Raw genomic sequence first — 12,476 nt, forward strand, 5'->3', positions numbered from 1 at the left:
ATTTGTCTTCAATAAATTAATTAACTGTTTCAACTACTTTATTAGCAGAAACTTTAACAACCATTTCTTTTCCACCTGTTTTATCAATCATGAAGCCATGAACTTTAACATTAGAAGGTACTAATGGATGCTGACGAATCATATCTATACTCTTCTCAATATTTTCACTAACATTTTCTTGTCCGCTTAGCCATGCATTCAAGCTACCACTTGAAAATTCAGGCATGCAATTTTTAAAGAGATAGTCTATTTCTCTATTATTTTTTATGGAATCACGTTGAATTTGTAGATTAACTACATCAGTTTCTTTATCCTCTATTCCGACAACAAAAATTTCTTCTACATTTTCTTCATAAATAGCAATAATAACAGATCTCATTATATCTCCATAAGGATGTACAATTACAGAATCATAGCTGTGTATAGTCAACATGTTTTCTTGTTGAATGTTAGTTACTTGCTGGATAATAGGCTCTATTCTGTGTTCAATGTCTGTTAATACTAATACTTTTTTATTCTTTGGATTCATATGGAAGCACTCCTTCTTCATTATTGTATTTATGGAACTTTTAAACTCGTAACGATAGTTGATTATTCATGACATGATTGTTACCAATTTTTCCATTGTCCTTCTGGATCAACACTTGCCAGTCTAATCCATCCATTTTGAACCTTTTCTCGAAATGTGAAATCCTTATTTAGCAAACGCTCTATATATTCAATAGGCGCTTGAATTACAATTAGTAAACGAAGTGGTGAATGATACGTCTCACTATCTGACTGCATAACGGATTGCCAAGGTAAGCCTGGCAACAAGTCACTTGCGTTTCCTTGCATAACACCGAGACCCGCCGTTACAGTTTGGGTTGTTTTATTTCCACTACCATAATAATGAGGTGCTACAGTTGAAGCGTAATATTGCAGGTTTATCCACTGAGCTACTGTTCCTGGTCCCGCTATGATGCTAGCTAATATATCACCGCTTTTATCCTGTTTCCAATCATAATTATGAAGGAAAGCTCTTCCTTCTAAGTCACAATCCTGAGTTAATTCACGCTGCCCGATAATGAAAGATGCATTACGGGCCAATCCCCATTCCGGACGTATTTCACTCCAATCTTCTGCAAATCGTTGTGCCTCTTTACTCGGATTATTTATTTTCGTTTTAAAATTAGGTAATTGCATTAAACGCTCTCTATTTGCATGTTGGCTGACATTCGGCATAACCGACTCAATACTATCAAATACTTCTTGCGCAGTTTCCGAAAGTTCTGGGACGTAAATCCATTCCAATTCATCCACTGTTGTTTTATGTTCAGCTGCTGCAAAAATGGTATCCTCCGGAATGTTAATACCTTCAGCAGACAAAGCATCTCTTACTTCTGGAAGGTTACATAAAGTAGCGAAAACTTTTGCATTGAATCCTCCCGCCGCTCCGCCACAAGCACCACACTCAAGCGCTGCAGCATAAGGGTTGTTCGTACTTTGACTACTATGGCCGCACATTACAACTAAAGGCGCGAATTTTTCTGTCAATCCCACCATTTTTAAAGCTTGACGCACATAGTTCACTTTTTCTTCTTTCGTAAAACCGATAGGTATCTCACATTTTGTATCATGAACATGATTAAGAGAGAATGTTGTATCAGGTTTTTGTAACATCGTTTTACGAAGGTTACGAAGGAAACTACCTACTCTTCTTGGTACAAAACTCCTTGTCACCATCTGTAGACCAAGTAAAGGGCCACTTACCTCAGGCAGTAACATACTTGTCAGTACATTTTGTTTCATCGTCTTAAACGTATAACTTACTGAGCTGTCTATCTTCTTACGTTGCTCATAAGATTTATATTCATTTTCATCTGCGAGCTCTTTTATTTGATGTTTCGGTTTTAATATAACCGGCAAAGAAGGATGGCTGTCATTACTACCTAGTTCACTAGTCGCAATTGGTAACCCAAAGAAACCAGCTATTCCAAACGTTTCGAACGGGCCTAATTTTTCTAGGTGGCGACGAAACGGTTCTGAACGGACATCAATACAAAATGCGAATTGAGCTAGTACACGTTTTCTATCATTAGTTGCACGTTGTTTAGAAGCGATTTTCTTCCTTAATTGCTCTGCATGCGTCTGTTCCCAAGCTTCTAGCCAAAGTTTCCTGCGAATATTTTCATCAAAACGATATGCAAATGCTAATAATTCGCTTTGTTCAGCTGCAGACATTTGTGACCATTCCAGAGTTGAAATATTCCCCCAATGGATCCAAGAAGCTATAAGTGGGACAATCGCAACTTTTTTATCAGCCTTTTGATTTTTTATAGGTAAATACGGTTTTGCAATGGCCAGCTCCATAGAAATTCGAACGGCTAAATATTCTATAACGAGTTCCTGCTCCTGAGTTGACTGTCGGGAACGCCATAATATCATTCCTGCCCACCCAGGCAAAGCAAGCAAGTGCCCTTCAAGGTAAGCTTGCATATTACATTCAGAAATTCCTAGTTCAGATAACGCTCTCTTTAAAGCTACTTCGGCATCCTGTGGCCAATCTTTTAAAACGCTACGCTCATTTTTACTGAGCGCTGGATCAAATGTAATAAGGTGATGCCATGCACGATACAAACCTTTCTCCCGATTTGGCATCGTCCAACTTGACCCGGAGTCATCAAGATATAATTTACACCATTTAATAATATGATAATTAAGAATATCAGATAGGTTTTCACCCTTTTGATTCTCTATCAGTGTACTTACAGGTTGCATAGAAGAGTCTTTCATACTTCCTGTATTTATATAACTCATTTCTTCTGCCAGTTTATTTAATTGTAGCGATGATAATAGACTAGAAGGTAATTCCTCTAATTTTAAAGCTGCTTGGCAAAACTGCTCCGCTTTCTTTCGCGGGATATGAAAATATTGTGAATCAAGCCAACGAGACAAGCCACTTTGTAAAAATGATTCCTCAATCTCCCCTTTTGCCTTTGCCGAATGAATCATAGCAGCACTCGGATATATATCCACATTACGAATTTCTTTTAACCAATCTGCAACTTGTTCAAATGATTGTTTTTCAAGTCCCATCCAAGGGTGATGAGCTGCAAATGTAGCGATCGGCCAAAGTGGTGCAATCACTCGGCTAGCAGATTCAACTAAATCATTCATACTTTTTTCTTGTACTTCAATGTTTGTCTCTTTCTTTTTTAAAGTTTCTTTCGTTACGCTTGACGATATGCTCATCACTGATTACCTCCCTTTGATACATAATGTTTCAGATAGCTTGGATGACTTTCTACTGACTTTTGTCTCGCCTCACCTACTCGAACGAACCAAAGATACATTACAGCAAATATAGTAGAGAATTGATTACGAGTAACGAGAGTAGTAATAGCACTACCAAATAATAAGAGACATATAACAAAAATAACGGCTGAAGCTGAAGGTTGAACATTTTGATACATGTCAGTATGCAACCATTTATAAAGAGAATTATGAACGGTAAAGTAAATGAGAGAAAATCCAGCTAAAATAAATACGCCAACAATTCGTCCCATTCTGCCCTCTCCAAAAACAACAAGCTGTTTCCAGGAAACGTATAATGACCACCCTAAGATGAACGCACTAACGAATTCATACCCTTCTCCAGAAGTCGTAAACCAAAAAGCAACCGCTATAAATAATCCGAAAACACGTCCGACCATAATCCATAAATCAGATATCTTTTCATTAGACTGCTTCACTGCCCCAAAACGTTGCACGGAAGAACCAGCTTGTAAAAACAGTGTAGCTTTAAACAAACCATGTAAAATTAAATGAATAACAGCCGCTAAATAGGCTCCTAATGCGCATTGAATAAGCATAAACCCCATTTGTGCAATAGTTGATCCCACTAGTTGACGTTTATAATCAACTTGAACTAGACTAATTCCTGTACCTATTAAGATAGAAATACTAGAGAAAATTAGTAAAATGATTTGTGCGATATCATCATGAAAAAGAGGTGAAAATCTAGTTAACATGATACCGCCAGCATTTACTAAACCAGCATGCATAATAGCAGAAACAGGAGTTGGAGCAACAGCTGACTCAATTAACCATCTTTGAAAAGGCCATTGTGCTGCTGGAATCATCACAGCTACTATAATCAATAAGTTAATTCCTGTTTTCTCCAATGTTCCAAATTGAGCTACATTTTCATTCGTTAAAACTGATGTTAACTGCCACTGTCCAGTGACTTGAAAAAGCCAAATGATAGCTACTAGCAAAGCGATCCAGCTTATTGTAAATAAATAACTAGAAATTTTTGTTGCTTCGCTAACTACTTTCCACCCTTTATTTAGCCCGATGAGTAAAACCAATCCTATAAGAGTTGCTCCCCAACAAATAATTATGAAACGAAGATCATCACTTAACCATGCAACCGAAGATACACCTGTAGTACATGTAAAAAGTGCAAAGTATTTTCGATATGAGCGATCTCCCAGTAAATAACGTATAGAAAAACGCTGAATGATTAAGCCAATTGTAAGAACAAAGAAAGCCATGAACCAAGCTAAAGTATCTAAATGCCAAGGCCCTACAACGCTATCTCCATTGTGATTAACAAGTGCGAGTAAAGAAACCAATGAAGGCAATGCAGCGATACCAATATGGATATGAACAAAACGTAAAGGTATCCTTGTATTTAAAAACAATAACCCACTTAGCGAAGAAGCACTAAGCGCCATAAAAAATAATGTTAACAGTGTTGATGAACTCAGCGAAATTAACATGTACAATACTCCCTTCCAAACGAAAATAACCTATAAAAATTCCTTTTAAGATAGTTTTTTAATTTCAATTTTCATTCACTCTTTTTAGTACATCGTTTTTTTCCATAAAAAAAACCGACAACTTCCATAATTCAATGATTTTATATCATCATTGAATTATGGAGATTGTCGGTTTCCCTTCAACTAACTTCAATAAAGTTTTTTTGAAGAGCTCCCATTTTATAAAGGAATGTATGTATTACTCCTGTTAAAAAGAAAAGTATATTTCTGATCTCCTAGATTATGCAATCAATATATCAATTTATGTTATACGCTATCTTTTCATTAAGAAACTTTTTCATTTAGTCAATATTACATATTAAAAAAATGCTAAAGCCTTAATTATAGAAAACTGTTAAAATGAGCATCTATCAATTTTTTAAAACAATTATAAGATAAACCATATTAAATAGTTTGTCAATTTATTTATCCGTTTTTAAGATTTATTATACCTAAATAACTTCAAATTTTTAATTGTTAGTATGTTAATAAAATGCAAAACTTGTAGGTTTCTTAATCCTTCCACTAATCTTAAGATGTTTTTTATTTTTAAAACTTCTCCTCAAGATTATGAAGCAATTTAAAAATCATTACTCGTTCACCTGTACGGGAACTTATATCCGTATGAAAGCTTTTCACTTTCTCTCCAGTTAATTCTAGTATAATCTCTTTTAAATCTTCAATTCCAGATTCAACTAGCTCCGAACGATTTTTCTTTATCGTTAGCATACCGTCTTTTGTTTCGCACACAGTATATTCAGCCGGCGTTAAAATACCTTGTAAATTTACAATAATCATATCCCGTAATATATCTGTCTTAACGGATATAGACCCGCGTCCTAGATAGTCCTTTTCCCAGTGAGTAATTGCTTTACTTATCTCTGATTCAATAGAACCTTTTGAGTTTTTCATTTATGTATCCTCCTTCAATAAAATAAATTTACAATAACAATATAATAATCTGGATTAATTTTATTTTCAATTCCTAAGTAGAAATTATAGTAATTATAAAAAAGAACTCTTATAAAGTTAAGTTCATAAACAAAAAGAAAAGCAAATGACCTTAATTATTAGATCACTTGCTTTTCTTTCATCATATACTTTCTAAACAACTCTATAAACGATTCTAATTACTTGTCTTACTTTCAAGTTTTTGAGTTGCCACTTTTTTAGGCATGAAACATGCAAAGATTAATGCTACGAAAGATAAGAATAACATGAATAGATACGCATCACTTGAGCCGAAAATAGAGGATAATTTCGCTAGTTGAATAGCTGTAATATTTCCATTTTGTAAAGATAACTCTGAAGCATGTAAACTTGCTTGAGTCGTATATACAGTAATAACAACTGCTGTTCCAATAGCACCGGCTAATTGACGAACCGTATTATTTACGGCTGAACCATGTGAACCTAATTCTCTAGGTAAAGCATTTAGTCCTGCTGTATTTAAAGGCATTGAAATGAAACTTAACCCAATTCGTAAAATAATAGTACGCACCATTACATACATATACGTTGTGGATTCAGTTAAATCAATTACACCCCACATCGAAATAATAATAAATACTAACCCTGTAATAAAGAGTGGTTTTGCTCCGTATTTATCATACATTTTACCTGTAATTGGTGATAGGAATGCATTAATGACCGCTCCAGGTAATAGAAGTAAACCTGATTCAAATGCGGTAAAGCCTCTTCCGTTTTGTAAGTAAATCGGTAAAAGAATTAAATCAGCATACATAATCATCGTGATAAGTACATTGATCACTGATGTAAGAGTAAAAATTTTATACTTAAATACGGATAAATTTAATAATGGATCGTTAGACTTTATTTGACGTAAGCAAAATAGCGTTGTAACAAGTACCCCGGTAATAATTGTCGTAATAACAATCGGGTGATCCCATCCCTTACTTCCTGCACTACTGAATCCAAATAAAACACAACCAAAGCCAATCGTTGATAAAATGACACTTACAATATCCAATCTTGCTTTTGTCGTATCTGCAACGTTCATTAAATATTTTAGCGCAAGAATAATGACGATGAATAAAAATGGAGCTAATCCAATAAATAACCATCTCCATGATACATATTCAATGATAAAACCAGATAACGTTGGAGCAATGGCTGGCGCAAAAATCATAGCAAAGCCGATAGTTCCCATAATACTCCCGCGCTTTTCACTAGGATATAAATATAAAATAACTGTCATCATAAGCGGCATAATAATTCCTGCCCCAATTGCTTGAATCATTCTTCCTGTTAATAACATGCCAAAATTGATGGCACCGGCACATAGTAATGTTCCGATGAATAAAAAAATCATTGAGCTAGTAAATAATTGCCTCGTTGTAAAACGCTTCATTAAAAATGCCGTAATTGGCACTAACACACCGTTTACGAGCATAAATCCTGTTGCTAACCATTGTACAGTTGCAGCTGTAACATCAAATACCTCCATTAAGTTACTCATCGCTACATTTAGTAACGTCTGGTTTAATGTTGATAAAAAACAGCCAGCAATTAGTACAAGTAATAAAACTTTCTTATTTCTTTCTGTTATTCCCTTCTCCATTTCTAAACTCCCTTTTTCTATAGTTGCATTATCGACACAGTGTCGATAAAATTCATAGTAACAAAGATACATATTCTTGACCATGAACAATTTTGTTGAAAATGTTCATTAATCGACATTGAAAATATGCTATGTCGAGAAAGTCAAAGAAAAATCTATAAAGGAGTTTCAAAATGTCTACATCTAAAAAAGAGGATCCTCGTACACTTCGTTCAAGAGAAATGTTTAAAAATGCTGTCTATTCCCTTTTACAGGAGGAATCCACCATTTCAAATTTAACAGTGCAGAAAATAGCAAACAAAGCTGGGTTAAATCGGACAACATTTTACTTACACTATCAAGATATTCAGGATTTACTCATGCAACTCACTGATGAAATTTCAAACGAACTTTCTAATAAAATTACTGCTTTAATACACGTAAGCAATTTATCAGAAAAACAACAGTTAACACAATTGCTTGATTATTTATATATTCATCGACATTATTTATCTATTTTATTTAATATGAATCATTTTGAGGAACAATTATTTCTATTAATAAAGAAATTAGTAGAAACGCGCAGAAATAATAGTGAGACAGAGCTACCCGAAGATTATGTTGCCATTGAGATTAAAACCGCTTCATTGGTAGGAATCATCATGTGGTGGATAAAAAATGGACTTCAATTTAGTTCAGATTATATTACAAACCAAATTTATTTCATGTACAGAGGACAATGAGGTTAGAGCGTGTAAGTCCTATTTCGCTATGTAGAAAAATGCGAATTTCATACGCTAAGAGAATTTGAATATAAAAAATACCCCGATTGTTAGAATATGCTTAACAATCGGGGTACACTTCATGGAAATCGACTTTGTCTTAGTTATTGTTTTAGTAATACAAACATCTTTTAAGATAACTATGTTTATACTATAGACGTTGATCTTTCTGGAAGTTTAGTCGAAAATGATCTGCATCATTGTAAACACCAAATTCATATCCATTTTCCTTATAGAATTTAATGATTTCCGGAAGTGCTTGTAATGTTTGCACCTTTTCATGCATTAAAACAACTTCTACTTCTTCTGTTGTTTGTTTCTTTACATTTTCGATAATCTGAGTTGGATTATCTTTTAATTTCCAATCATTTGAGTCTATTGTCCAATCCCAAACTTTTATTGCTGCTTCTACAATTTGATTACGAATTTCCTCACCCTTTAATCCTGGTGCAGATCCATATGGCGGACGAACTAGTTTAGGAGTTGTACCCGTAATATTATGAATAAGATCTAACGTTTCTTTCATCTCTGGTACAAATTGTCCTTTTTTGTATAGCTTCTCACTATTATGTGTCATACTATGAGCACCAATATAATGCCCTTCTTTTACTGCTCGTTTTACATTTTCCTGAAAACCTGTATTTTGTAAATTACTACCTTGCATAAAAAATGTCGAGGCGACATTTTGCTCTTTTAGTACATCTAAAAATTTCCCAGTTAGTTCGCTAGGACCGTCATCGAATGTTAAATACACAACTTTTCCTACCGGTTTTCCATCAGGTCTTTTCTGTTTTGCTGGTGGTGTTTCCTTTTTCTTTTCTTGTTGTTGCGTACTAACTTGATTACTACTTTCATTAGCTACTCCCTTCGTTGGAGTAGAGTTCCATTTCCCAATTAAGAAGAATGTGAAAAAGGTCGTTGCTAAAACAACTCCTAAAGATATGATTGCCTTCGTTACTACACTTGTTTTTTTCTTATTTTTCGATTCTTTCATGATTTTCCGATCCTTTCCCTATTAATTTTCATATTCATTATTTGTAAGGCTGAATTATTAGTTTCAACCGGTGTTTACAATAAATAGATTAATAGAGATGGATAAAGATAAAATGCAGATAATGTCGAAATCAGTTAAAGAATAAAGTTAAGTTAATTCTTAAATTTGAAAACTGGATATACACTCAAAATAAAAAATACTACTCTTTCTAATTAAGATTTAGAAAGAATAGTATTTTTCTACTTGCCTATTTTATTACATAATAAAATAATTAATAATGCCATCCACAATACCTTGTTGCGATTTTGCCTGGAATTCTTCTGAATTCATTCTTTTTTCATCACTGGCATTAGATGTAAATCCTAACTCAATTAAGATAGCCGGGGAAGGATTTTCTCGTAAGACAAGAAAATCACTGCCATGAACGCCTCGATCTCGGCTGTCTATATTTTGATCAAAAATAGCTTCTTGTACGACCTTTGCTAATTTTTTATCTTTCCTTTTATTAGATCCATAATGAGTTGTTACTCCTTTTACATTTGTATCCTCAAAAGCATCATGATGAATGCTAATATAAAGATCCGCCGCATGGTCTTTTGCTACTTTGACACGCGCTTGTAATTCTTCTTTTTGTTTTGTTTCTGGAAGTAAACTCATATCTTTTTCGCGTGTTAATATAACTTTTGCATCCGTTCTTTCTTCTAATCCTTTCTTTATATTTTGTGCTACTTTTAAATTAAGTTCTTTTTCAACCGTTCCAAATTTCTTTCCTTTCGTCCCTCTATCTCCTCCACCGTGCCCCGGATCAATTACAATTGTTTTTCCTTCTAATCGTAAATCCTCTTTTGATATATTTTTGTGCCCCTTAGCATGTATGAAACTAACACCTGTACCCATTATTATTATAATAAGCAAAAGCAATATCGCTCTTTTTTTCATTTTAACAATCTCCTTATCAGCTTTTCATTCCGTTTCTAATGAAAATAGTAATGAATGCTCATAAAGATAAAATGCAGATAATGTCGATTTCATTTAAAAATGATAAAAACGTGTAGAACAAAAATTCTACACGTTTTTATTTAAATAGAAATAAAATAATACTCCATCTTCTGTATTCGAAACACCATATTCCGCACCATGCAACTCTAATATATTCTTTGAAATAGCAAGGCCTAATCCTGTTCCACCTTTGGAGCGTTGACGAGACGTATCTCCACGATAAAAACGATCCCATATTTTTTCTAAATGTTCTAGTTCAATATGTGCACCTTTATTTTCTACACATACTTTTACACGTTCATTCTCTTCTATTGTAGAAATAATAATATTCTCCTGCTCTGGTGTATAGCGAATCGCATTCGTAATAAAATTCGTTATAACTTGTTCTATGCGATGTTGGTTTGCAACAACCTCAATTTTAGAAAGTTGTTTATGAACATGTAATTGCTTAGCTGTTATATCCGAGGTTAATTGCTCACATATATAATCAATCATCTCATCAATATGAAAGACATCTATTTCCATTTTATACGTACCAGATTCGAATTTTGCTAACTCCAGCATATCTATAATGAGCATATCCATTTTATCTACTTCTTTGGACATTGCTTTAAAGTAATACTCCTTTTTATTACTAGCAACACCATCTTCCAAAATTGAAATGCAGCTCTTCATAATACTTAAAGGTGTTTTTAACTCATGTGAAACACCCGCGATAAATTCTTTACGTGTATTTTCTAATTGCTTTTCTTTTTCTATATCTTGCTGCAATTGATGAATATACGAATGCAAAGCTGTAGAAAGCGTATTAATATTTTGTGATAAATCACCTATTTCATCGTTTGTAGTAATAGGTATCGTCTCAGAGAAATCTAAACCTGCAATTTTTTTGGTAGTGTTATTTATTTGTAATAATGGTTTGGCTATTTTTTTGGAGTAATAGAACGATATCAACACAATTAAAATTAGTACAAAGATAATTAAATATACATAATAATCCTTTATCATTTGTACTGCTTCATCAACTGGTTGCAATGATGTCATAGCAAAAATATAGTTTATCTCACCATCTGTAGCTGTTGTTGGTTTGATTAATAGCTTATATTTAATATTATTTTCTTCGTAATCCATTATTTCTGTAGAAGTAGCATCATTAGATTTTTGATTCAATAATAAATCAACCTGAAATTGCTTTATTCTATCTATAAGCACACGATTTCCATATATAAAGTTCGTTCCTACAGCCCCCTCTGGTAATTCCACGTTCTGAATGCTTCCTGCTAAATATAATTGTGAACTTTCTTTTGAAGATACAGCTTTTGGCCCATACAATCTTTCTGACAGTTGCTTGTTCTCCAGCCCAACATTTTTCTCTTTTATCGTTAACATCGCAGGGACTGCTATATCCCCCTTCTGTACTCCATCGATAATAATATGGCTTCCTTGTTCTAAACTATATTTCATCCTTTCTATATCTTCTAAATTGATAAAACTATACAACGGTATGTGAATGGAACGTTCAGAAAATCTCTTATTTTCGCTAGGGTCTAATTGAATTTCTAAAGAGAAATCATTTGCATATTTTATATTACCTGCACGATCTAACGTTGTAATCCATGTCGCATTCTCTTGATAGAAATTTTGTTCCAATTCTTGAATTGCTTTCGCGTCATCCCCAGCTTTTACATATGCTTTTTCAAAGGATTGAATATTTGTTTTAATATCATTCACTTTTCGATTTGCGTAGTATTGCTTAAAAAATATAGTTTGTCCAATAAAAATAGTTACTAAAATAAGTGTGCATAATGCTGTTGTTAATATAAATAACTTTAATACAATTCCTTTTTTCATACTTGTCCCTCAAATTTATAACCAGCTCGTACAACAGTTACAATACAAGCTGCCTTTTGTCCTAATTTATGACGCAAATTACGAATATGACTATTAACAGTGCGATCCTCCTCATCCACCCGAGCTGTTAGCATAATAATAGGTACATTAGATTTCTTCCGAATTCGCCGACAGACCGCCCAGCCATCTAATTCCAGTAACATAATATCTAAAATAATTAAATGCACTTCATGCTCTTCAAATATAAATAACGCTTCTTTTCCATCAATCGCCTCTAAGACGTTATACCCTTCGTTTAATAAGTAATCCTTCATAATCTCACGTAAAATATCTTCATCTTCTACAATTAATATTGTTCTTTGCATCTTTTATCTTCTCCACGATTTATTTTATCCCGCTTTAATGGGCAGTAAGACCCCCACCTCAAAATGCAGCGAAAGCAAAGAAGTTAGGTGTGGGATCAACTGCCCATAAAAGTCCGATTG

General features: G+C 33.7%; 10 protein-coding genes. 1 reads left to right on the forward strand and 9 read right to left on the reverse strand.

Features of this window, described 5'->3' with window-relative positions; translation table 11 throughout:
• Positions 1-16: 16 nt before the first annotated feature.
• The 5 genes from FOT98_RS19550 to FOT98_RS19570 all read right to left on the reverse strand — a co-directional run bounded on the left by FOT98_RS19550 (position 17) and on the right by FOT98_RS19570 (position 7,386).
• Positions 17-529 (reverse strand): carbonic anhydrase, encoded by a 513-nt coding sequence (locus FOT98_RS19550; RefSeq protein WP_063263369.1) that lies wholly within the window; start codon positions 527-529, stop codon positions 17-19.
• Positions 530-609: 80 nt separating this feature from the next.
• Positions 610-3,234: a DUF2309 domain-containing protein gene (locus FOT98_RS19555; protein ID WP_063263370.1), complete on the reverse strand. Its 2,625-nt coding sequence runs from the start codon at positions 3,232-3,234 to the stop codon at positions 610-612.
• Positions 3,234-4,766 carry an NADH dehydrogenase subunit 5 gene (locus tag FOT98_RS19560; protein ID WP_063263371.1) on the reverse strand — a complete coding sequence of 511 codons (1,533 nt, stop codon included), beginning with the start codon at positions 4,764-4,766 and terminating at the stop codon, positions 3,234-3,236. Before FOT98_RS19560 ends, FOT98_RS19555 begins: the two co-directional genes overlap by 1 nt.
• Positions 4,767-5,354: 588 nt before the next feature.
• Positions 5,355-5,717 (reverse strand): Na-translocating system protein MpsC family protein, encoded by a 363-nt coding sequence (locus tag FOT98_RS19565; RefSeq protein WP_000798165.1) that lies wholly within the window; start codon positions 5,715-5,717, stop codon positions 5,355-5,357.
• Between the two features lie 214 nt (positions 5,718-5,931).
• Entirely contained in the window at positions 5,932-7,386 is a 1,455-nt protein-coding gene (locus tag FOT98_RS19570; protein WP_063263372.1) for a DHA2 family efflux MFS transporter permease subunit, read from the reverse strand.
• 173 nt (positions 7,387-7,559) lie between these two features.
• Here FOT98_RS19570 and FOT98_RS19575 point away from each other — a divergent pair, with 173 nt between their 5' ends.
• Positions 7,560-8,108, forward strand: coding sequence for a TetR/AcrR family transcriptional regulator (locus FOT98_RS19575; protein WP_063263373.1), 549 nt, complete (start codon positions 7,560-7,562; stop codon positions 8,106-8,108).
• A 190-nt stretch (positions 8,109-8,298) separates the two neighbouring features.
• Here FOT98_RS19575 and FOT98_RS19580 read toward each other — a convergent pair whose 3' ends face one another.
• The 4 genes from FOT98_RS19580 to FOT98_RS19595 all read right to left on the reverse strand — a co-directional run bounded on the left by FOT98_RS19580 (position 8,299) and on the right by FOT98_RS19595 (position 12,356).
• Positions 8,299-9,141 (reverse strand): polysaccharide deacetylase family protein, encoded by an 843-nt coding sequence (locus FOT98_RS19580; RefSeq protein ID WP_063263374.1) that lies wholly within the window; start codon positions 9,139-9,141, stop codon positions 8,299-8,301.
• Between the two features lie 255 nt (positions 9,142-9,396).
• Positions 9,397-10,080: an N-acetylmuramoyl-L-alanine amidase family protein gene (locus tag FOT98_RS19585; protein WP_063263375.1), complete on the reverse strand. Its 684-nt coding sequence runs from the start codon at positions 10,078-10,080 to the stop codon at positions 9,397-9,399.
• 126 nt (positions 10,081-10,206) lie between these two features.
• A complete protein-coding gene (locus FOT98_RS19590; protein WP_063263376.1) occupies positions 10,207-11,991 on the reverse strand; it encodes a sensor histidine kinase in 1,785 nt (594 codons plus the stop codon).
• The gene (locus FOT98_RS19595; RefSeq protein WP_063263377.1) at positions 11,988-12,356 is read right to left on the reverse strand and encodes a response regulator; all 369 of its coding nucleotides are present in this window, start codon (positions 12,354-12,356) and stop codon (positions 11,988-11,990) included. The genes FOT98_RS19590 and FOT98_RS19595 overlap by 4 nt, the downstream gene beginning before the upstream one ends.
• Between the last annotated feature and the right edge of the window lie 120 nt (positions 12,357-12,476).

It is taken from the genome of Bacillus sp. HY001 (genome assembly GCF_007558965.1).
In the GTDB taxonomy this organism is placed as follows: Bacteria; Bacillota; Bacilli; order Bacillales; family Bacillaceae_G; genus Bacillus_A; species Bacillus_A mobilis.

Bases quoted from the DNA above. Each gene is read 5' to 3' on its own strand.
- FOT98_RS19550 (WP_063263369.1), bottom strand. From the start codon at position 529: ATGAATCCAAAGAATAAAAAAGTATTAGTATTAACAGACATTGAACAC.
- FOT98_RS19555 (WP_063263370.1), bottom strand. From the start codon at position 3,234: ATGAGCATATCGTCAAGCGTAACGAAAGAAACTTTAAAAAAGAAAGAG.
- FOT98_RS19560 (WP_063263371.1), bottom strand. From the start codon at position 4,766: ATGTTAATTTCGCTGAGTTCATCAACACTGTTAACATTATTTTTTATG.
- FOT98_RS19565 (WP_000798165.1), bottom strand. From the start codon at position 5,717: ATGAAAAACTCAAAAGGTTCTATTGAATCAGAGATAAGTAAAGCAATT.
- FOT98_RS19570 (WP_063263372.1), bottom strand. From the start codon at position 7,386: ATGGAGAAGGGAATAACAGAAAGAAATAAGAAAGTTTTATTACTTGTA.
- FOT98_RS19575 (WP_063263373.1), top strand. From the start codon at position 7,560: ATGTCTACATCTAAAAAAGAGGATCCTCGTACACTTCGTTCAAGAGAA.
- FOT98_RS19580 (WP_063263374.1), bottom strand. From the start codon at position 9,141: ATGAAAGAATCGAAAAATAAGAAAAAAACAAGTGTAGTAACGAAGGCA.
- FOT98_RS19585 (WP_063263375.1), bottom strand. From the start codon at position 10,080: ATGAAAAAAAGAGCGATATTGCTTTTGCTTATTATAATAATAATGGGT.
- FOT98_RS19590 (WP_063263376.1), bottom strand. From the start codon at position 11,991: ATGAAAAAAGGAATTGTATTAAAGTTATTTATATTAACAACAGCATTA.
- FOT98_RS19595 (WP_063263377.1), bottom strand. From the start codon at position 12,356: ATGCAAAGAACAATATTAATTGTAGAAGATGAAGATATTTTACGTGAG.